This window comes from Neobacillus cucumis, assembly GCF_023715505.1.
This window is the reverse complement of record NZ_JAMBOH010000032.1, coordinates 20,127-41,451: the sequence shown is the minus strand read 5'-3', so window position 1 is coordinate 41,451 and position 21,325 is coordinate 20,127. Positions and strand designations below refer to the sequence as shown.

Below are 21,325 nucleotides of genomic sequence, written 5' to 3'. Positions count from 1 at the left end.
GTTTGTTTATAAAAGGGAAATTTTTATAAAGAAATTTACTCTACTTTAACTTTTATACTATATATGGCGTTGTATCCATAGCCTTTTCTATTACACATTGGTCTAATGGTTGACTAACCAATTCTCAATAAGTTTGTAATCTGATACAATAATCACAGTTGTTTTTTGTGGGACGTCTCCCGTATAACTGTTGGCGCAGTTATACATTATGGGGGGCGTCTTTTCCTTTCTCCGGATTTATACGTGGACATTATACTCGTTCACCTCCGGACAGGCAATACCGTCAACTATCGGTAATTTATGGGTGTCAAAAACAATTAAGATTAAATGTAACCTGAATCCTCATTCGAAATTCATCACCATGCAGTTTAATTGTAAATACATATTTATTTTAATGTGCAAAGTTTCATAATGTTTTTTTCTTCGTGACTGGTTCCTTCTATTTAAACATGATATATTTTAAATTTCATTATAGTCTCGACTATTTATTAATATGGTTGTTAAATGTTAACATTTTAGACTGGTTCACTGCTAACTTGTGAATTTAAATCATGGATTTTCACTCTATTTTGTTTACGAAAATACTAAGTTCCGATAATATATAGTTATCGGAACTTAAATCCGGAAAAACCAGCCGTTAAGGAGGTTCGATATTATGTTAACTGAAAGTGAGAAATTTCTTCCGATTGATAATGAGAAACTGGAAAAAATAAAATTCTACATCCAAAACTCTAAAAGTAAGAATACACAGAAAAGTTACACTTCCGACTGGAAACATTTTACTCAGTGGTGTGAGTTGAATGGGCGGGAACCTCTTCCGGCATCTACTGGTACACTTTGCCTTTATCTATCAGAATTAGCAACGACACATAAATATTCGACTATACGAAGACGAGTTTCTTCTATTAATATGGCGCATAAATTCAAACATCATCTTCCACCTTCCAAGGAAGTGGAGGTCCGAGCCTTATTGGAAGGAATTAAAAGAGAGATCGGTACTCGGCAAGAACCGAAAAAAGCATTGATGCTGCAGGTCCTTCCGGCCTTAATCGATAGGATTGACACATCGACTCTTATTGGAGTACGAGATAAAACTATTCTTTTATTAGGTTTTGCCCTGGCAAGCCGACGTTCAGAATTGGTATCTATTAATATAGAAGATTTAGAAATTACCGACTTTGGGATGGACGTAAGAGTTCGCGAAACTAAAACGAAAAATGATGATTTTATAAAAGGTGTTGTTTATACGTACAATGAATTTTGTCCAGTTAAAGCAACTAAAGAATGGATTAAAATAAGTGAAATCACTACTGGAGCGTTGTTTCGTTCAATTGATCGGCATGGAAATATCAAGGAACGGTTGAGTGATAAATCCGTAGCACTCATTATAAAGAAATATATCGGGGAACTTGGGATGGATGCAAACGAGTTTGCAGCACATAGTTTAAGAAGTGGCTTATCAACAAGCGCAGCAATGATGGGAATGACAGAAATAGCAATTATGAAACAAACCGGTCATAAAACTAGGGAAATGGTTGATCGATATGTTCAGGCAGGTTTACGTTATAAAAACAATGCAAGCAGCATTTTAAAAAACTTATAATTTCCAATTTTCGGTGTGTTGGAGATTTGCATTCTAACGAATTTATTTTTTGAATCATGTATAGTAGTTCAACTAATTTCGCTGTACAAAATTAGTTTGAAAATTGAGAAAAATATACTATTTCTTTTTTAGAGCAACTAAAAGTTCAGACATTGCCCCTAATTTTTCACTACAAAAAGGGATTACCATAAAGAAATCTTATAAACCAATAAAGGACACCACTATATAAGCGGTGTCCTTATTCTTTTTAAAGTGTGACATTATTAACATTCCTATAATTTTACAAAAAGAATATTAGTAAGAGTTATTTAATTAACAAGCAAAAATTCAGCATAAAACGCTTCATAATCTTGGGAACTTAAAATTAAAAATAAAAAGTGAGAAAACACTTGAACCTAACGTAACGTCAGGTTGTATATTAAAGTTGCCGGCAATAACAATCGTGCGAAATGAGGGATGATCATAAATAGGGATTGGAAAATAGGAGAATTGGCAAAACAAACTGGATTAACGGTACGTACACTTCACCACTATGACCAGATTGGCTTATACGGAATCGGGACATAGAATTTATACCGAAGCAGATATTGAAAAGTTGCAACAAATCCTATCACTAAAACAATTGGGATTTTCCTTGGAAGAAATTAAAGAAACGATGGAAAACTCTAATTTTAACCCAATTAGAGTAATTAAAATTCAATTAGAAACGGTTAAAAAGCAAATGGAGGTACAAGAACAGTTGTACAGACGGTTAGAGAGCATGTATGAGCTCCTTGAAACTCAACAAGAAGTTCAGCCTGAACAATTTATTAAATTAATAGAAGTGATCACTATGAGTGAAAAGTACTTTACGCAAGAACAATTAGAAAAGATGAAAAACAGACATTTCAGTCCGGAAGAAAAAAAGGAAATCGACAATCAATGGACTGAGCTAATTGCTAAAATTCGTAAGGAATTAGAAAATAAAACTCCGGCAAACCATCCGGATGCTATCAAGTTGGCCAATCGTTGGCAAGAGTTGACTACAAGATTAGCTGGTGGTGACCCAGGGATTGTTAAAGCTGCTGAACACTTCTATGCAGAGAACCCCAATAATGCACTTCAATATGGAGTAGATGGAGAGCTTTATAAGTATATTAAAAAAGCTATGTCACACATTTAAATTAATTTTTTGAATAACGAAAAGGTCGTGGGCATTTCAAATAGCCTCGACTTTTTCGTTTTAAGCAAACGGGCGCAATTCTGCAACATGAATTGTGCTCTTTCTTTATGTTTAGGGTCAGATTGTAGAGGTTGCAATCAAAAAATGAGCATTATAAATTAACCTTCATAATATGGTATAATAACTTTAATTATTTCTAGAAATTTTAAAATATTATAAAAACTTCAATAGTGTATTAGTCTAATTTTATTAAAGTAAAAAGAAAAAGGGGCAGAAAAATTGGGAAAAATCTATTCAATCAAGGAAGCGCTTATTTTTAGTCAAAGAGTAGCTCAATTAAGCAAGGCACTTTGGAAAGTGATTGAAAATGATTTACAACGATGGATAAAACCATTTAACTTGAATATTAATGAATACCATATTTTATGGATTAGCTATTATCTAAACGGTTCATCTATCTCCGAAATTGCGGAGTTAGGAGTCATGCATGTTTCTACCGCATTTAATTTTTCCAAAAAGCTAGAGGAACGAGGGCTTTTACAATTTTTAAAAAGAGAAGATGATAAAAGAAATACGTATATCCAACTTACTGACAAAGGAAAAGAAATTATCAATAGCTTGCTAGAATCATACCAGCGAGAAGACAATGACCTTGTTTCAGCTTCACTTCCATTAAGGAATTTATATGGGAAATTCCCTGAATTGCTTGAACTAAAAGCCATTATTCGACATATCAACGGTGAAAAATTTATGGATACTCATGAACAGATTTTTCAGCATTTGGAAAAAGATTTTATTGAAAAAATGTAAAATAAGAACCTAAAAAAGGTTTGGCATTCATGTAAAATGAATGCTTTTTTATTGACTATAAAAGCACAAATTGAAATTATTTTGATACCATCTCTACATATGCCATTTTCACCAGAGTGGAGCCTTATGTGGAGTTTCAAAATGTCTTTACTTAATGCAAATTCAACTAGAAAGGATTGTGGGATTGTGCATAAATCAAAAAACAAAATGACTCTTCCACAATCGGGCGCTTTTCTGGACTAAGGAAAAAGCCCAATTTCTCAATTTTAATGCTGGGAAATTGGGCTTTTTATGTTGGAATTCCCTTAACGTTGTAAATCCGCATTTTCCTTACACTACCCCTTATAGGGGGAGATCTAATTGCTATGAATAGCTACCTTGAATGATATTCCGACTGTAACATTAATTGATTCCACACCGTACAGGGGAAGGATGACTCTTGGACGGAATAGAGACAAAATGGCTTCAGCTTATGTATGATGTCATGAAACTTTTTTATCCGCTGCTGATGAAGTCAAGCAGCGTCATTACATCAGAGCATTTTGGAAAAGCTATGATACAAGTTGCAAAGAACGGATATTCTCACTCCATTGTTGAAAGTCATGAGCTAAAACAAATTTAATGAGAGGGCAGACATATGCCAGTCAAATTAAGAAACGGAAATATCCTATACCTCTAAAGTCATGAATGGTTAACCTATCAAAGGGAATATTATGATGAAATTGGTTGATTTTGTGAAATTGTAATAAGGCATCTATAAAAAATTAGGGAGAAGGTTTGTATGAATCGGAAAAAAGGTCGGAACCATTCGGTTTATAATAAGATGTTAAAAGATATTGAATTGACAAATTTTCTGTCTCCAAACGTTCAAACTGTAGATTTAAACACTGAACTCGCTATAAACGAGAAGATACTTAAAGAAATTTTTCAAAACTGTTCAGATATCGTGTTTCGCCCTATTCAAATCTACGGTGAGACCAAACTACTTTTGATTTATATCGATGGTTTGAGTGATACAAAGACTCTAGATGAAGTTGTTTTAAAGCCAATGATGTTTGAGGGGCTTCCCGTTGGATTAGGAAAAGTTTCTACTTTCGAGCAAGTCATCGAACAGCAGCTTGTTGCAATCTCTCAAGTTAAGAAGACTTCTAAAGTCAAAGATGTGGCTGATGGCATAATAAAGGGGAGTATCGCCATTTTAGTTGTTGAAGAAAGTAGGGCATTAATTGCAGACCTCAAAGGATTCGAAAAACGAGGTGTTGAAGAACCATCTGCCGAAACATCTGTTCGCGGGCCAAGGGATGGGTTTACAGAAAATTTACGGACAAATACAAGCCTTGTACGCAGGAGACTCCGAAGTGCAAAACTCAAAATGGAGTCGATTACGGTTGGTGAAGTTTCTCAGACCGATGTTGTCATTGCATATATTGATGGAATTGCCTCGAATACAGTCCTTGAGGAAGTCCGGAAAAGGATCCGCCGAATCCAAATTGACGGGGTAATAGAATCAAGTTATATCGAAGAATTTATTGAGGATTCCACTTGGTCTCCTTTCCCTCAAGTCCAAAATAGCGAGCGTCCCGATGTCATATGTTCTAGTTTGTTAGAAGGAAAAGTCGCCATTTTTGTCGATAATACCCCCTTTGTGTTGGTCGTTCCGATGACATTTTGGAGTGGCTTACAGGCGGCGGATGATTATTACGAACGTTCTATATATACGACTTTCGTCCGATTCATTCGCTACAGCTTATTTAATATTGCGCTACTTCTCCCGTCTTTGTATGTTGCAGTCATAGCATATCACCCACAGCTTATTCCTACAACTCTGCTAATCAGTATTGCTGCTGCCAGGGAAGGGGTCCCGTTTCCTACGGTCGTTGAGACGTTGTTGATGGAACTTATGTTTGAAGGTCTTCGTGAAGCAGGTATTCGTTTGCCAAAACCTATTGGTTCAGCTGTTAGTATTGTTGGAGCGCTTGTCATTGGGCAAGCTGCTGTCCAAGCAGGTATCGTATCTGCGCCCGTAGTGATTGTTGTAGCCACGACTGGCATTGCATCGTTTGCAATACCACGATATAACCTTGGGACTTCATACCGATTTCTTCGTTTCCCGATGTTGATTTTGGCAGGAACACTAGGCTTATATGGAATAATATTTGGCATTTTTTTAATGATAATACATCTCCTCGGACTTCGTTCGTTTGGAGTTCCATATATGAGTCCAGTATCTCCGTTAATTCCCGAAAACTTGAAGGATGTATTCATCCGTGTACCTAGATGGAGCATGACCTATCGTCCTGCATTCATATCTGGAGCAGATAAAAAGCGTGTTGCCTTAAGGTCAACAACCCTAAGTCCAAAGCCGGGAGACCAGACAAATGAATAAAAAACTAATCGTTTTTTTCATTTTTGTTCCATCCATGTTCTTCCTCACTGGTTGTTGGGATAGTAAGGAGTTAAACGATCGTGCCATTGAACTCGCATGGGGGATAGACAAAGCTAAGAACAAGGATATTCAGATAAGTACACAGATTATACTCCCGTCGAAAATAGGTGGAGGACAGGGAGGTGGTAGTGGAGGAAGTCAGGAAAAACCCTTTTTTGTCGAAACGGGCATTGGAAAGGATACACTCGATGCAGTAGAGCAAATGCAGACAAAGCTTTCTCGACAAATATTTCGTGGCCAGCGGCGGGTCATCGTGATTGGAGAATCACTGGCTAGACAAGGAATCAAAGATGTATTAGATACTTACACTCGCGATCCCAACATTAATTTACTTACGGATATTTTTGTTATCAAGGGTGGAACTGCCAAGGATTTTCTAAAAACATCGTACCCGTTAGAGAAAATACCCGCCCTAGGGGCTTTAAAAGAATATAACCAAATGGGGGCCCTAAAAGAAGTAGGATTTCTAAACTTTTTACTCTCTGCAACCAATGTGAGTAGTTACCCAACCATGCCTGCAATTACATTTGGATCCTCCTCTTCTTCATCAAAAGGGGATCAATCCAATACGAAAGGTTTTAGTATCGCAGGAACTGGAATTTTTAATAAAGACCTTAAATTGATTGGGTTCTTAAATGTGGAAGAAGGAAAGGTACTCCGCTGGGTAACTGGGAACCTAGATAAACAGACAATTACAGCCTTTGTACCTCAAAAGAAAAACTATGTCAGTTTGGATATAAACAAGTTGGATAGGATGATTAAGCCCATCATTCAAAAGAACAAGACAAAAATATTTATAACATTAAATGGACAAGGAATGATTCGAGAAAACAACACGAGTCTGGATCTTACTCAGCTCAAAAATATTACCATTGCTCAAAAAGCATTGGACAAACATGTTGAAAAAATGGTTCTAAAAACCGTGATAAAGGTACAAAAAAAGTATGGGACGGATGTCTTTGGAATTAGTGATGTAATTCAGAGAAAAAATCCACATCAATGGAAGTCCTTAAAGAAAAACTGGGACAAAAAGTTTTCGGATGCTGAGGTTTCTGTAAAAGTAAATTTAACGGTTCGACAAATAGGATTAACAGGACCATCGATATTTGAAAGAAAATCAGATTGACAATAAAGTTGGCTGATTTCTTGTTTTATCTACCCGTACTAACGAAATCCTAAACACGTTTTTTTATTTGAACACCTTTTTCCGAACCCACGTTACGATGAATAGTATGGTCGGTAATACAAAATACATTGGTACCCAAATATAAGGTACCAATATTTTCGTGTGTTGATAGTAGACATGCTCGGCGATGTTTTTTGACATTGTCATTCCTAAGAACAGTTCAATGACGACTGCTGGGATGACAAGTTTACGATAGTCCTCCATACGCATCAATTGCTGGATACCTTTTACCGCTGCGAACAGGAGAATCGAAGCATGCAAAAATGCCGTTGTAAAAAAATATATGACTCCAATAATTTGTAAGTTTTCAATAAATTCTCCGACACGGATTAAACTCAATAATGTGTAAAGCGGATACAGAAAATGTGAAAACAGACTTCCATAAACTGAAATAGCTAACATGTCAAAGCATGTTAACATGATTGCAGATAGTAAAATGGCAAGAATAGTAATCCTCCTAATCTTTTCAGGATGCGATGTCTCTGTCCAGAACATGGCGAATATGATTGAAATCCCAGAACTCATATTTATACCGCCTGGATACACAACCTTCCAGATGGGCCCCCATCCGTTTTCTAATATAGGTTGAAGATTTTTTAGGTGCATTACACCTGAGCTAAAAAGAAGTATTACCTCAATACCAAAAAGCGCCAAAATGATGGGAAGAGTTAATTCTGCGAATCGAGAAATGATCTCAATATCACCATAAAGGATATATAGAATCAGTAGGGCAAATACCACTGTAATTATTATAAGTGGTGTTTGGAATAATAATGTGGTTGAAATCATATCTCTAATATCTCCAAGAACTCGTGATGATTGATACAGAAACAAGAGAGGATATAAAAATGCAATGGGTATTCCTATCCATCGTCCAAATTGTGCCGGAAACCACTGAACAAGAGGTAACCCCGGGTTCATACGCATTAAGGAAGTGTATAACAAAATAACGAATATGCCTAGAAAAGCTGAAACTAGTTGACTAATCCACGCATCTCGGCCAGCTGAAGCTCCAAAGCCAAATATAATGTTTGTTCCTAATTGGAATATAAATATCATTGCAAATAATTGATATGAGGAAATTTTATACATTAATATCCTCCTTGAATTTAGAAAAATAAGAGTAGGTGAAAATATGGAAAAATATGGTACAGAGCTGTTGTATGAGTTAGTAGTCCTTAATTTCCCTCTCGAATCTGGGGAATCCAAGGGAGGGATACGTTAATACTGTTGTATTAACGTATATCTGTATAAATTATAGCCATTGGTAAGCGGTAGTAAACTAGAAGAAGGATTCCAACTTACAAAAGGACATAAATCTCACCTTTTATGTGACATTAGAAAAATAACCTAGTGCAAATAAATCTGATAGACACTCCCATTTTAACTATATCTTCTAGTATTGAGCCTCTCGTTTAAAGAGGCTCTTTTGTGTTGAAAGGGTATACAAAATGTAGCAGTAACTATATATTTGCTTTGACACATTTGTCTAAATCGTTAGGAATTCAAGGATAGGTTTTCTACTATACTAGAGACTAATAGTGTAAATTGTAAAACAGGTTGAAAAAGTGGAAATACTGCTTCGTAAGATCTTAAATAGCTTTCTCACCCAATAATATACCCTTTTCATTTTTAAGTGAAAAACTGTGTATTAATCTAAAACGTAAAACTTCTTATACTGAAAACATAATCAGAAAACGTATTATTGAAAACAGGATAAGGAGGAAATATAGATGAGTAATTCTTGGCTAGATTTAGAAGGAAAAGTAGCGATTGTAACAGGTGGTGCTTCTGGCATCGGTTTATATATTAAAAGGGAACTATTAAATAATGGAGTTAAAGTGGTTGTCTCTGATTTGAATGTAGAGGAAGGACCACAAGATGACGGAGCTTATTTTATAAATTGTAATGTGACAAATAAGGAAAGCGTTGACAAAATGGTAGCCAAAACAGTTGAATTGTTTGGCTCTGTGGATATTCTAGTAAATAATGCTGGTGTAAATTTGCCTCGATTATTAGTTGATGTTGAAGGTGAGAAACCGGAATACGAATTAAACGAGAAGGACTTCGACTTTATGGTAGCTGTAAACCAAAAAGGTCCATATCTTTGTGCACAAGCTTCCGCTAAAGAGATGTTAAAGCAAAATAAGGGTGTAATTATTAATATTGCTTCAGAAGCAGGTCAGGAAGGTTCTGCAGGGCAAAGTTGTTACTCAGCAACAAAAGGAGCAGTAATCTCCTTCACTCGTGCATGGGCGAAGGAATTAGGTAAATACAATATCCGGGTTGTTGCATTGGCACCTGGCATCATGGAATCAACAGGATTGAGAACAAATGCTTATAATGAAGCGCTAGCATATACTCGTGGTGTTACAGTGGATGGACTAGCGACCGATTATAGTAAGTCCATTCCTTTGGGACGAGAAGGAAAATTAAATGAAATAGGCGATCTAGTTTCTTACCTTGCTTCAGACCGTGCAAGTTATATTACGGGTACCACGTATAATATTTCGGGCGGTAAATCTCGCGGTTAAAAAATACTGGAGTTTTTTAAGAGTCAGATAAAGCCTTTTTGTGAATGTCTACAATAGGTGGGCAATTTGGAATTAGAAAAAAATCTTTAATTGTTCGATATATTTAAATTTAGACATTCACATTTAAAGAGAAGGTGGTGATTAAATGTCTGACGTATCAATAGATAAACAACTTTTCCGGTTAATTGAAATGACGAGAAAAAAAGAATACTGCTCATTAGATTATCTTGCAGAAACAATGGAGGTTAGTACTAGGACCATCCGTAATTATATTAAGCAGCTAAACAGCGACTTGAATGGAATCGGAGCATTAGTCAACGAAAAGGGTAAAGGCTACCGCCTGGTTATTGAGGATGAGCAAAAGTTTGAGGAACTGATGGGGAAAATTAATGCAGAGAAAAATTTTCAAGACTCACCACAGCGGCGGATTGCATTTATCATTGATCGATTAATAAACAGTGATAAGACCAATACCCTGGATGAATTGGCTTTTGATATGAATTTAGGCAGAACAACTCTTGTAAATGAATTGAAAAAAGCGGCAGTGGCTTTGAAGTCTTATAATTTAGCGATTCGTGGGAAACCAAACACCGGCATGTATTTAAGTGGTAATGAACATGATTTGCGTTTTTTTATCTTAGATAACGTTTATGACTTTTTGTATAGCCTATATCCATTAGATGAGGATATAAAAGAAGCGATAATTAGGATTGCCAATCAATATGATTTGGATTCTACCACCCAAAATAGGTTAATGCAATTTGCCATTGTCATGTTGGACCGACTTTTAAAAAATCATCCACTTATGGAGATTCAAGAGAAACATCATAAACTTTTGAACACAAAAGACTATCAAATTGCATTAGAAGTTATTGAGGTAATTGAAAGTCATTTGCCTATCACTATTCCTAAGCCTGAAATTTTGTTTATAACGTTACCGATTGCTGGCCGAAGAACACCGACAAACAATCGAACCATGGTTGATATTACAATTACCGAAGATATTAAAGGGTTGTTGAATTTGATTTTCGAACAGATTGGTTTGGATAAGGGGATTATTCATGAGAATCAAATCTTTTTTAAGGATTTACAATATCATTTAACGTTTATGTTAAACCGATTGATGTTTGGCTTGCGATTGAAAAACCCTTTACTACCCGATGTAAAGGAGAAATATCCTGTAGCCTTTAAAATGGCTGCGATTGCTGGACAAGTTATTGAAAATGAATATAATCTTGAGGTTACTGAAGATGAGCTTGGTTATATAGCTTTCTATTTCGGAGTTTTTATTACTCAGAATGAAGTAAAGGTTAACCGTTTGCATAGGGTTGCGGTCGTTTGCGGAACCGGAAGAGGAACAGCTAAATTGGTTGCTATACAATTACAACGTGTTCTTAATCAAAATACAGAAATTGATCTATTTTCGGAAAAAGAGGTAACGAAAGAACGATTAGCTGATTATGATATTGTTTTTTCAACAGTAAAACTTGGATTTGAAACCGACTCACCATTAATCATGATTAATGAGATATTTGATGAAAATATGGTTTCACGGAAAATTGAAAAAGTGACCTATTTGAAAAAGTTCAAGCTTAAAAATGCTCGAAATCATCATTCCATCGTAAAACTTCTAACAAATGAAGAAAAATACTTCATTTTAGATAGTAGGAAAAGTTATCACGAAAATGTAAATGATATGATAGATGCTTTAGTGATGAAGGGCTATTTCGACGAGGGTTTTAAAGAACGACTTAAGGTAAGGGCAGAAAAAGGATCGATGGTTTTTGATCAGTATATTGCCTTACCGCACACCGTTAATCATAAGTCCAATAAAATAGAGCTTGCACTGGGGGTATTCCCGGAAAAGATAACAGTCGATGGAAAAGAAATAAAATTGGTCTTTCTGTTAGGAATACCGGAACAAACTGATAACGATGCGAATCTTTTAGTAAAAATTTACGAAGAGATCATTCAAATTGCTGCTGACAAACAATTGATAAATCAATTGGCTAGTACCAACAGCTATGAGGATTTATCGATATACCTCGAACAAGCGAGTAGGTCATAAATCCATTTGTAAGGAAGTGACATGATGCAAATTTTTATCATCATGATTTTTATTGCAGGTGCATTTGTCGTTCAAATGGTCTTAGGTTATTTGCAAATCAAACATTTTTCGAAACCGTATGCAGAGTTACGCAGGATTGGAAAAGTGGCAATCGGTAAGAGGCCTGGTAAGGTCCGCGCAGGTACCATTGTCATGTTTGCTGTAACCAATAGCGGGAAGATTCTGAAGGCAAAGAAAATCCAAGGAGTCACTGTCATGGCACAAGTCAGGGATTTGGATGGCTTTGAGGATAAAAACATTAAAGCACTTGAAGAAAAAGATATGGCACATTGCAATAAACTATTAAAATTAGCCATTCTGGATGCAGTTCATAATTACAAAGTTATCATGAGCGGTGGCGAAATTCCGGAAAAGAATAGTCTCTTTAAACGAATAATGCTGCAAGCAGAACGCGTGGCTGCTGTAAAAAAATAAGAAGAGGTGAGAGTTAATGGATTATATCGTTGTATTTGCCGAAGGCTTTATGAAATTATTTCAAACGGGTGCTGACACGTTTATTTCATGGATGAAAGGAATCGTACCAGTTGTTTTATTATTAATGGTGGCGATGAATACGTTGATTCAGTTAATTGGAGAAAAACGGATTAACAGGCTGGCGATGGCTTCCAGTAAAAACCCGCTATTAAGATATTTAGTTCTTCCGTTTATTGGGTCGTTCATGTTAGGTAATCCAATGGCATTGTCATTAGGACGCTTTTTACCAGAAAAATATAAACCAAGCTATTATGCTTCTGGTACTTTTTTCTGTCATACAAGCAATGGATTATTCCCACATATCAACCCAGGTGAATTGTTTATCTTTCTCGGAATCTCCGCAGGGATTGAAAAGCTCGGATTCAATACAGCAGAATTGGCTGTCCGATACCTTCTAGTCGGATTAGTGATGAACTTCTTTGCGGGCTGGATAACTGACTTTACAACAAAATTGGTTGAAAAACAACAAGGCATTAAATTAAAAACAGAAGTGAAGTTGCATCACTAGGATGTAGGGAGGGTTTAAGATGACTGAGTATCGTGCAATTAAAATTGTAAAAGGAAGCGGTGGTTTTGGAGGTCCGTTGACGATTACTCCAACTGCAGCTAAAAATAAAATCGTATATATAACAGGCGGAGGCGCTAAGCCGGCTATTGTAGATAAGATTGTCGAACTAACGGGCACTGAGGCGGTGAATGGTTTTCAAACGTCTGTTCCGGATGATCAGATTGCGCTGGCGATTATTGATTGCGGGGGTACCTTACGCTGCGGAATCTATCCGCAAAAAGGTATTCCAACTGTTAATATTATGCCAACAGGTAAAAGTGGTCCATTAGCAAAATTTATCACAGAAGATATCTATGTTTCTGCAGTGGATGTGGATCAGATCCAACTAGTTGACGGGGCAGAAGTACAGGTAGCTGCTGCAGCAGAAAAATTACCTGATCCAGATAGAGAATATAAATATAGTACTAATCAAAAGATCTCCCAAACGTTGGCAGCTAAAAAGAATAAAAGCATCATAACTAAATTTGGACTTGGTGCAGGTAAGGTTATTAACACTTTTTATCAAGCAGGTCGTGATGCAGTCCAAACCATGATCAATACGATTATTCCGTTTATGGCCTTTGTATCCTTATTAATTGGAATCATCCAAGGGTCTGGAATCGGTAATCTATTTGCGAAAATGATGTCGCCGCTTGCAGGTAATATCTGGGGACTAGTTTTAATCGGCTTTATCTGTTCTTTACCATTCCTATCCCCATTACTTGGTCCAGGTGCTGTTATCGCCCAGGTTATTGGTACACTAATTGGAGTTGAAATAGGTAAGGGAAATATCTCACCAAACTTAGCTTTGCCGGCATTATTTGCGATTAATACACAAAATGCCTGTGATTTTATTCCTGTTGGATTAGGACTTGCTGAAGCTGAGGCGGAAACAGTTGAAGTGGGGGTACCTTCTGTTCTCTACTCGAGATTCTTAATAGGGGTTCCAAGGGTATTTGTTGCCTGGCTAGCAAGCTTTGGTTTATACCAATCATAATTTTTATTGGTCCCTTTAATTAACCTCAAGAGAGTGAATAAACCATTGTGTTTAGATAAAGAAACATTATAAACTTTAACAAAAAATTCTATAGTATTGGAGGCAGGCACGGCATGATTTGTCGGTGCCAGGAGATATGAAAACAATTTATGAAAATAAAGTAAAAAATATAGGTCCATTTGCGAACACTTTCTTAGAAGAAAAAATGTTTATATTATTTGGTAACGAGGCTCCTCAAGATCTAAAAGATTTTTGTTATAACATTGATGTTGTAAATGCCGATGAGGAAATTAAAGCAGGTCAAATGCTTTATATTAATAATCAAAAATTTGAAATCACAGCTGTTGGGGATGTTGTTCAAAGGAACCTTACGACTTTAGGACATATTACTTTACGTTTTGATGGATCGAAAACTCCAGAACTACCGGGTACGCTGTATTTAGAAAATAAAGAAATCCATTCCATTGAGTTGGGAACTCAACTAAAGATTGTAAGTGAATAGCCATTTTAATGGTTTTAGATCACCTATTGAAGAATTACAAAGGAGGCTTAATCGATTGCAGGTTGAGCCTCTGTTTATAAGGAAGAAAAAACGGATTAGAATTTATATTGATCAGCGAGTATGATACAAATCGTCTCTTAAACGAGTTTAACCCAATTGTGTGTAATTTCACATCCGTCCATTATTGTCAAAGAAAATTCTCCATTTAGAGCTGTTAAAAGAAATTAGAGAAGTATTTGTAAGAAATGGAATTATTGTTTAAGCAATTAGTGATAAGTAGAAGGAAGTTATCATTAATGAATGGATTATTTAAATGAAAAAGCCTGAGGATATCTATTAACGATATATGAATGACTTTACAATCTGCCTGGAATAAATGTAAGGAGATAGAAGGGTGTTAAAGAAGACCAGAATACTTCTTTTGATTGGTGGTGCTTTTCTTATTATTTTAATAGGTTCTTATCTTAATAAAAAAGATAATAAGCCTAAAGTTGTTGTTGTTTTGAAAACATTAAATACTAAGGAACAGTATTGGAAAATCATTGAGTCAGGAGCAAAAAAGGCTTTTAAAGATTTCAAAATAGATGGTGTGGTGGTCGCGCCAAATCACGAAGTCAAAGACCAAGTGGATTTATTGAAAAATATTTTGAAGCAAAAGCCGGAAGCACTATTAATTGCCCCTATTCAGCAATCTACAACTATTCCTATATTAGAGAAATATAAGAAAAGACACATTCCTGTACTGATTGTGGATACCCACATTGATTGGAATGGCCAGACTTCGTATATAGGAACAGATAACTACCTATTAGGTAAAACGTCCGGAGAACTTTTGGGATCTATGTTGCAGCCAGGGGATCAAGTAGCTCTTATTCATCCAACCGTAGTTAATGGTGATATGGTTGATCGATTGAAGGGTGCTAGAGATGTTTTAGAAGCTGCTGGGATTAAAATTATCGCGGAACTCCCGGCAGATAACCAATCGGGGGAAGTCAAGAAAGCATTGAATAACATCGTGCAGACATTTCCTAACATCAAAGGTGTGTTTGCTGCTACAGATATGGTTGCAATTGGTACCTTAAAAGAATTGAAAGAAAAAGGTATGCCGATTCCAGTCGTTGGTACAGACGGAAATATGAATATGGTACAAGAAGTTGAAGAGGGAAATAATAGTGCTACTATAGCACAAAATCCTTTTGATATGGGATATTTAAGCGTTGTACAAGCTATTAAAGCGATTAATGGAAAACCTGTTGAAAAAAGGATTGATACTGGAATAGATATCATTGATCAAGAAAATGCAAAAAGAAAAATAGATTTTCTTACATCAAACTTAAAATAAAATTGATGAAATATAATATTACTTTTTTAAAGTTGTGAGAGGAATTATTTCAGTCTTTCTTAGTCTAAATAAAAAGAAAACATACACCAATTTATAAATAGTTATTTTTTAAGAAAAATAAACTGAATTTTATTTATTTTAATAATATTTAACCGATGGAGGAATTTTGATGCCAACAAACGTTTTAACTTCATCTTCATATAAGTTTTATGTAAATGGCGAGTGGAATGAAAGCAAATCTGGTCAGACTATTGACATCTGTTCACCTTATCTCAACGAAGTAATTGGAAAAGTGCAGGCGATTACGAAGGAAGAAGTGGATGAAGCGATTCTTTTTGCACATGCTGGACAAAAAGCATGGGCGGAAAATTCTCTTCAACAACGTGCCAAATATTTATATAAGTGGGCTGATGAATTAGTTAACATGAAAGAAGAAATCGCTGAGATTATTATGAAAGAGGTCGGAAAAAGTCTAAAGGATGCGAAGAACGAAGTTGCACGAACTGCTGATTTTATTCGTTACACAGTGGAAGAAGCGCTGCATATGCATGGAAAAAGCATGAAAGGGGACAGTTTCCCTGGAGGTTCCAAGTCGAAAATCGCCATTGTGGAACGTGTCCCATTAGGTGTGGTGCTAGCAATTCCACCATTTAACTATCCAGTAAACCTAGCAGCAGCAAAGTTAGCGCCGGCACTTATCTCAGGAAATGCGGTTATTTTCAAACCTGCAACGCAAGGTGCTATTAGCGGGATTAAAATGATTGAGGCCCTTCACAAAGCAAAGCTTCCAAAAGGGATTGTAAATATCGTGACAGGTCGCGGCTCTGTGATTGGAGATTACCTTGTCGAGCATAAAGGAATTAATATGATTTCCTTCACAGGGGGAACAAACACAGGTAAACGCTTAGCGAAGAAAGCAGGGATGATTCCGCTTGTTCTCGAGCTTGGCGGTAAAGACCCAGGGATTGTCCGTGAAGATGCAGATCTGGAAGAAGCAGCCAAACAAATTATCAGCGGTGCGTTTTCTTATTCAGGTCAACGTTGCACAGCGATTAAACGTGTATTAGTGCATGAAAGTGTAGCGGATGAGCTTGTGGGTATTTTAAAAGGAGAGATTGAAAAACTAGCTGTAGGTTCTCCAGAAGAAGGCAGCACAGTTGTTCCGTTAATTGACGATCAATCAGCTGACTTTGTCCAAGGCTTAATCGAAGATGCCCTCAAAAAAGGTGCAACACTTGTAGTAGGAAACAAGCGTGAACGCAATTTAATTTATCCTACCCTTCTAGATCATGTAACAGAAGATATGAACGTAGCCTGGGAAGAACCATTTGGACCAGTATTGCCTGTCCTACGTGTAACTTCTGATGAAGAAGCGATTGAACATGCTAACAAGTCTGAATTTGGTTTACAAGCAAGTGTGTTTACAAAAGATATTAACAAAGCATTTTCGATTGCCAATAAGATAGAAACAGGCTCCGTGCAAATCAATGGACGAACTGAACGCGGTCCAGACCATTTCCCGTTTATCGGTGTAAAAGGGTCAGGAATGGGTGCACAAGGAATCCGTAAAAGCATCGAATCAATGACGCGTGAAAAAATAATAGTGTTAAATATTCAAGAGTAATAAAATAAATAGCTTGATACTTAATGGTGATTAGGTGGGGAAATCGGAACAATATACGACTATCCTCTCCAAAAGTTAGGTGAGGACAAAAGCGGAGATTTCCCCAATCCTTTTTACATTTTACTTAATGGCGAACAATGACCAAACAAGTAAAACTAAATATGCTTTTCTTTGAAACAGTAATAATGTTTGTGACATCGTTTGACTTTACGGTTTCACTTCATCAATTGGACCGTGCAGTTGTTGGTTCCAGCTTAATTTTATATCTTGTTTTACACTTTCACAATGTTTTTGTAAAACATCAATAAGCTTAACAAGATCGCGATTTTTCAACGCCTCAAACAAATAGTGATGGTCCTTATGTCTTTTTAAACTATGTTCAAGGACGTTGCTATATATAGCACGGGCTAGTGCCACCTGAGGATTAATTGAATTATAGATGTCTTCTATTTTCTGATTTAGAGCCCATTTAACTAATAATTGGTGGAATTCTATGTCTAGTTTACTGTAGGTTTCAAAAGAAAATGGATCCTGTTCTAATAATGAATCCATTTTTAAAATTATTTCTTCCCATTTGGTAATTTGTTGTTCTGATACAGTAGAGACAACAATACGTGCAGCCCATGTTTCAATCATGAATCGTGCATCGAGCACTTCAATGAAATCTTTATATCTTAATTGTGTAATATAAGTTCCTTTACGTGGCAATATTTCAATTAAACCTTCGTGAACTAATTGATTAACTGCCTCTTTAACAGGAGAACGGCTCACTCCAAATTTCTCCGCCAGCTTATTAATATCAAGCTTGTCTCCAGGTGTGAATATTCCACTCATAATCTCTTTTCGAAGAACTTTGTATATTTGCGTAGCAAGAGCTGATGTTTCAATTAAGTGATTCATGGTAAAACCTCCTGATAGTCCATAATTAAATTGTAACATGTTACATTCTATTGAATTATAGAGCTTAGAGTAAATTGTCGTCAATGTACAATTAATTAAAATATAGTGTGCAAGTAAACAATATTATAGCTAAAAAAAAAGAGTTGACTGATTACTAAGAAAATTATAACATAAAGAAGTATAAAATCTGAAATGTTACATTTTACATGTTACATAACACATTTTAGATTTTATCCAAAGGAGGCAACCAACATGAAAATGACATTTCGCTGGTACGGCGTCAACGATCCTGTAACATTAGAAAATATTCGTCAAATTCCTGGTATGACCGGGATTGTATCAGCTATCTATGATATCCCGGTAGGTGAAGCCTGGCCTTACGAAAAAATTTTAGAATTAAAAGGAAAGGTAGAGAAAAATGGATTATCATTAGAGGTTATTGAAAGCGTTCCCGTCCATGAAGATATTAAATTAGGCTTACCATCAAGAGAAAAATATATTGAAAATTATAAAATAACCCTTCGAAATTTTGGAAAAGCTGGTATACAGGTTGTGTGTTATAATTTCATGCCTGTATTTGATTTGACACGTTCATCCCTAGATTACCAACTCCAAGATGGCTCTCTTGTTTGATTTATGAAGATGAAATCTTAAAGCAAATGAACCCACTTACTAGGGAATTATCTCTTCATGGATGGAATTCAAGCTATGAAAAAGAAGAGTTAAAAGGTAATTTAAACAATATGAATCCGTTTCTTAAGAAGATTTATGGGGAAATTTAAGTTATTTTATTCGTGAAATCATTCCGGTTGCCGATGAAACAAATGTTAAAATGGTGGCGATTCATCCGGATGATCCGCCTTGGTCTATTTTTGGATTACCCCGCATTATTTCAAACAAGGAAAATCTTGAGCGGTTTATAAACCTGTATGATAGCCCCAATAATGGACTAGGTCTTTGCAGCGGTTCACTAGGTACAAATCCGGAAAATAATCTTCCTGAGCTTGTTCGTTATTTCGGTAAACTTGGTCGAGTAAATTTCATGCATGGCCGTAATATCAAATTATTTGGTGAAAAGTCATTTCACGAATCAGCCCATCTATCAACAGAAGGTTCACTTGATATGTATGAAATCATTCGTTCTTTACGCGAGTTTGACTACTCAGGACCCATTCGTCCCAACCACAGCCGGATGATTTGGAATGAGATTGCTAAACCTGGATAGGGTTTGTATGACCGTGCTCTCGGTGTCACCTACTTAAATGGTTTATGGGAAGCGGCAACAAAAGAGTTAAAAAGAAACTGACAACTTTTGTATTTTTGGAATTTATTAAAAATTCAAAAAACCATTTGACAGGTAGGGGTTTTTGTTCTATCATTCAATATGTAACATGTGAAATGTTACATATCACATTTTAGTAGGAGGGTAATTCTTAATACAATAGTTTGCAATAATACGGTTTAAAAGGCTTAAAGTTTGAAAAAATAGTACTTTGTGAATGCAATTTAATCAGAGGTTTCCCAATCTATGAAATTAAGTTTGTGAGGTGAAAAAATGGATTCTAATTATTTGTTAGAAATGAAAGCGATATCAAAATACTTTCCCGGTACTAAGGCACTATCAAATGTTAATTTGTTTGTTGAAAAGGGAGAGGTACATAGTCTTGTGGGGGAAAATGGAGCAGGGAAATCAACCCTCATGAAGATTATCGGCGGGGTTCATCAATCAGAGGAGGGTGAGATCTTTTTCGAAGGAAAAAAGGTTAACTTTCAAAATCCAAAAGGATCTCAAGAGGTCGGAATCGGGCTCGTTCATCAAGAATTAAGTTTATGTCCTCATATGACGGTTGCAGAGAACATTTTTATTGGGCGATTGCCCAAGAAAAAATCGACGATGGTTGATTATAAAAGTCTATACAAAAAGTGTCAGGAAGTACTTGATATATTCAAGGTCAATTTCAAACCTAACCAGATTGTTGCAACGCTTAATATTGCCGAACAACAGATTGTTGAAATTGCCAAAGCTATATCACTTAATTGCAAGTTGTTAATACTTGATGAGCCGACGTCCTCACTTACTCAACCAGAGGCAGAAGTTTTATTTGAAATTGTGGAAATGCTCAAAAACAACGGTGTAAGTATTTTGTATATCAGCCATCGAATGGAAGAAATATTCAGAATTTGTGATAAGATTACGATTTTAAGAGATGGTGAATATATAGGTACGGTTAAAACAACTGATATTACAGAAAATCAGATTGTTAACATGATGGTAGGAAGAAACATTGAAAATAAATATCCCCCTAAATCAACTAAAATTATTAAAAAAGAGATTTTAAAAGTTGAGAATTTAGGACTAAATAGGATTTTTAATGATATTAATTTTACTTTATATCAGGGGGAAATACTTGGTTTTTCAGGGATTGTAGGGGCAGGCCGAACAGAAGTGATGCGTGCGGTTTGTGGAATTGATGAAAAGTCAAAAGGTACAGTCTATTTAAATGGAAAATCCTTGAATATTAAAACTTATTCCGAAGCAATCAAGGTGGGAATAGGTTATGTACCAGAAGACCGTAAAGAACAGGGACTTTTTTTAGATCAAAGTATCGAGAAGAACATCACAGCCGCTATTTTAAAAAAAATCAAAAACGGTTTATTTCTTAAAAGCAGCAAGGAACGAGATTTGTCTAGTGAATACGTAAAAAGGCTTTCTATTAAGATATCAGATGTAAGGCAGCCAGTCGATGGATTAAGTGGGGGAAATCAACAAAAAGTCCTTCTTGCAAAATGGTTGGCTATTGAACCGAAAGTATTAATTTTAGATGAACCAACAAGAGGAATTGATATTGGTGCCAAGCTAGAAATCTACAAATTATTGAGGGAACTTTCGGAAAAGGGAATCGGTATTATTATTGTTTCGTCTGAATTGCCCGAAGTAATTGGAATGTGTGATCGTGTAGCTGTCATGCATGAAGGAAAATTAAAAGATATTTTGCAAAAAGAAGATTTAACTGAGGATAAAATCATGATTTTAGCTTCAGGCTTAGGTACTTAATAGATAAATTTAGAA

17 protein-coding genes and 2 pseudogenes are annotated in these 21,325 nt (G+C 35.9%); 17 read left to right on the top strand and 2 right to left on the bottom strand.

The features are described 5' to 3' along the window. Positions 1 to 655: 655 nt before the first annotated feature. From M3226_RS26765 to M3226_RS26735, 7 genes and pseudogenes are all read left to right on the top strand, one after another. The gene (locus M3226_RS26765) at positions 656 to 1,603 is read left to right on the top strand and encodes a site-specific integrase (protein ID WP_251571892.1); all 948 of its coding nucleotides are present in this window, start codon (positions 656 to 658) and stop codon (positions 1,601 to 1,603) included. 456 nt (positions 1,604 to 2,059) lie between these two features. Next, positions 2,060 to 2,303: pseudogene (locus tag M3226_RS32880) on the top strand (MerR family transcriptional regulator); the annotation flags it as partial. Between the two features lie 21 nt (positions 2,304 to 2,324). After that, positions 2,325 to 2,765 carry a TipAS antibiotic-recognition domain-containing protein gene (locus M3226_RS26755; RefSeq protein ID WP_374110693.1) on the top strand — a complete coding sequence of 147 codons (441 nt, stop codon included), beginning with the start codon at positions 2,325 to 2,327 and terminating at the stop codon, positions 2,763 to 2,765. 279 nt (positions 2,766 to 3,044) lie between these two features. Further along, positions 3,045 to 3,575, top strand: a complete 531-nt coding sequence (locus tag M3226_RS26750; RefSeq protein ID WP_251571886.1) for an HTH-type transcriptional regulator Hpr — start codon at positions 3,045 to 3,047, stop codon at positions 3,573 to 3,575. Positions 3,576 to 4,014: 439 nt separating this feature from the next. Beyond that, positions 4,015 to 4,197, top strand: coding sequence for a hypothetical protein (locus M3226_RS26745; protein ID WP_251571884.1), 183 nt, complete (start codon positions 4,015 to 4,017; stop codon positions 4,195 to 4,197). Positions 4,198 to 4,356: 159 nt separating this feature from the next. Then, entirely contained in the window at positions 4,357 to 5,961 is a 1,605-nt protein-coding gene (locus tag M3226_RS26740) for a spore germination protein (protein ID WP_251571882.1), read from the top strand. Then, positions 5,954 to 7,147 carry a Ger(x)C family spore germination protein gene (locus M3226_RS26735; RefSeq protein WP_251571881.1) on the top strand — a complete coding sequence of 398 codons (1,194 nt, stop codon included), beginning with the start codon at positions 5,954 to 5,956 and terminating at the stop codon, positions 7,145 to 7,147. Before M3226_RS26740 ends, M3226_RS26735 begins: the two co-directional genes overlap by 8 nt. Positions 7,148 to 7,210: 63 nt before the next feature. Here the strand turns inward: M3226_RS26735 and M3226_RS26730 are convergent, their stop codons facing one another. Continuing rightward, entirely contained in the window at positions 7,211 to 8,299 is a 1,089-nt protein-coding gene (locus M3226_RS26730) for a GerAB/ArcD/ProY family transporter (RefSeq protein WP_251571879.1), read from the bottom strand. A 641-nt stretch (positions 8,300 to 8,940) separates the two neighbouring features. On the opposite strand from M3226_RS26730, the gene M3226_RS26725 reads away from it, so the two are divergent. The 8 genes from M3226_RS26725 to M3226_RS26690 all read left to right on the top strand — a co-directional run bounded on the left by M3226_RS26725 (position 8,941) and on the right by M3226_RS26690 (position 17,355). Then, positions 8,941 to 9,741, top strand: a complete 801-nt coding sequence (locus M3226_RS26725; RefSeq protein WP_251571877.1) for an SDR family oxidoreductase — start codon at positions 8,941 to 8,943, stop codon at positions 9,739 to 9,741. 145 nt (positions 9,742 to 9,886) lie between these two features. After that, on the top strand, positions 9,887 to 11,809 hold the full coding sequence (locus M3226_RS26720) for a BglG family transcription antiterminator (protein ID WP_251571875.1): 1,923 nt from the start codon (positions 9,887 to 9,889) through the stop codon (positions 11,807 to 11,809). 21 nt (positions 11,810 to 11,830) lie between these two features. Next, positions 11,831 to 12,283, top strand: coding sequence for a transcriptional regulator GutM (locus tag M3226_RS26715; RefSeq protein ID WP_251571873.1), 453 nt, complete (start codon positions 11,831 to 11,833; stop codon positions 12,281 to 12,283). A 16-nt stretch (positions 12,284 to 12,299) separates the two neighbouring features. Beyond that, entirely contained in the window at positions 12,300 to 12,851 is a 552-nt protein-coding gene (srlA, locus tag M3226_RS26710) for a PTS glucitol/sorbitol transporter subunit IIC (protein WP_251571871.1), read from the top strand. Positions 12,852 to 12,870: 19 nt separating this feature from the next. Beyond that, positions 12,871 to 13,887 (top strand): PTS glucitol/sorbitol transporter subunit IIB, encoded by a 1,017-nt coding sequence (gene srlE / locus M3226_RS26705; RefSeq protein WP_251571869.1) that lies wholly within the window; start codon positions 12,871 to 12,873, stop codon positions 13,885 to 13,887. A 136-nt stretch (positions 13,888 to 14,023) separates the two neighbouring features. Next, the gene (locus M3226_RS26700; protein ID WP_251571867.1) at positions 14,024 to 14,389 is read left to right on the top strand and encodes a PTS glucitol/sorbitol transporter subunit IIA; all 366 of its coding nucleotides are present in this window, start codon (positions 14,024 to 14,026) and stop codon (positions 14,387 to 14,389) included. A 394-nt stretch (positions 14,390 to 14,783) separates the two neighbouring features. Continuing rightward, the gene (locus M3226_RS26695; RefSeq protein WP_251571864.1) at positions 14,784 to 15,731 is read left to right on the top strand and encodes a sugar ABC transporter substrate-binding protein; all 948 of its coding nucleotides are present in this window, start codon (positions 14,784 to 14,786) and stop codon (positions 15,729 to 15,731) included. A gap of 169 nt (positions 15,732 to 15,900) precedes the next feature. Continuing rightward, complete coding sequence (locus M3226_RS26690) at positions 15,901 to 17,355, top strand: NADP-dependent glyceraldehyde-3-phosphate dehydrogenase (protein WP_251571862.1); 1,455 nt, start codon at positions 15,901 to 15,903, stop codon at positions 17,353 to 17,355. Positions 17,356 to 17,562: 207 nt separating this feature from the next. Here the strand turns inward: M3226_RS26690 and M3226_RS26685 are convergent, their stop codons facing one another. Next, positions 17,563 to 18,255 carry a GntR family transcriptional regulator gene (locus M3226_RS26685; protein ID WP_251571860.1) on the bottom strand — a complete coding sequence of 231 codons (693 nt, stop codon included), beginning with the start codon at positions 18,253 to 18,255 and terminating at the stop codon, positions 17,563 to 17,565. Positions 18,256 to 18,507: 252 nt separating this feature from the next. On the opposite strand from M3226_RS26685, the pseudogene M3226_RS26680 reads away from it, so the two are divergent. Both M3226_RS26680 and M3226_RS26675 read left to right on the top strand, forming a co-directional pair. Then, positions 18,508 to 19,561 (top strand): annotated as a pseudogene (locus tag M3226_RS26680) (mannonate dehydratase). 249 nt (positions 19,562 to 19,810) lie between these two features. Then, on the top strand, positions 19,811 to 21,310 hold the full coding sequence (locus tag M3226_RS26675; RefSeq protein ID WP_251571858.1) for a sugar ABC transporter ATP-binding protein: 1,500 nt from the start codon (positions 19,811 to 19,813) through the stop codon (positions 21,308 to 21,310). Positions 21,311 to 21,325: the final 15 nt, after the last annotated feature.

Coding starts and splice junctions, on each gene's coding strand:
- srlA (WP_251571871.1), top strand. CDS start 12,300: ATGGATTATATCGTTGTATTTGCCGAAGGCTTTATGAAATTATTTCAA.
- M3226_RS26690 (WP_251571862.1), top strand. CDS start 15,901: ATGCCAACAAACGTTTTAACTTCATCTTCATATAAGTTTTATGTAAAT.
- M3226_RS26730 (WP_251571879.1), bottom strand. CDS start 8,299: ATGTATAAAATTTCCTCATATCAATTATTTGCAATGATATTTATATTC.
- srlE (WP_251571869.1), top strand. CDS start 12,871: ATGACTGAGTATCGTGCAATTAAAATTGTAAAAGGAAGCGGTGGTTTT.
- M3226_RS26685 (WP_251571860.1), bottom strand. CDS start 18,255: ATGAATCACTTAATTGAAACATCAGCTCTTGCTACGCAAATATACAAA.
- M3226_RS26735 (WP_251571881.1), top strand. CDS start 5,954: ATGAATAAAAAACTAATCGTTTTTTTCATTTTTGTTCCATCCATGTTC.
- M3226_RS26720 (WP_251571875.1), top strand. CDS start 9,887: ATGTCTGACGTATCAATAGATAAACAACTTTTCCGGTTAATTGAAATG.
- M3226_RS26755 (WP_374110693.1), top strand. CDS start 2,325: ATGGAGGTACAAGAACAGTTGTACAGACGGTTAGAGAGCATGTATGAG.
- M3226_RS26700 (WP_251571867.1), top strand. CDS start 14,024: ATGAAAACAATTTATGAAAATAAAGTAAAAAATATAGGTCCATTTGCG.
- M3226_RS26765 (WP_251571892.1), top strand. CDS start 656: ATGTTAACTGAAAGTGAGAAATTTCTTCCGATTGATAATGAGAAACTG.
- M3226_RS26725 (WP_251571877.1), top strand. CDS start 8,941: ATGAGTAATTCTTGGCTAGATTTAGAAGGAAAAGTAGCGATTGTAACA.
- M3226_RS26675 (WP_251571858.1), top strand. CDS start 19,811: ATGGATTCTAATTATTTGTTAGAAATGAAAGCGATATCAAAATACTTT.
- M3226_RS26740 (WP_251571882.1), top strand. CDS start 4,357: ATGAATCGGAAAAAAGGTCGGAACCATTCGGTTTATAATAAGATGTTA.
- M3226_RS26715 (WP_251571873.1), top strand. CDS start 11,831: ATGATGCAAATTTTTATCATCATGATTTTTATTGCAGGTGCATTTGTC.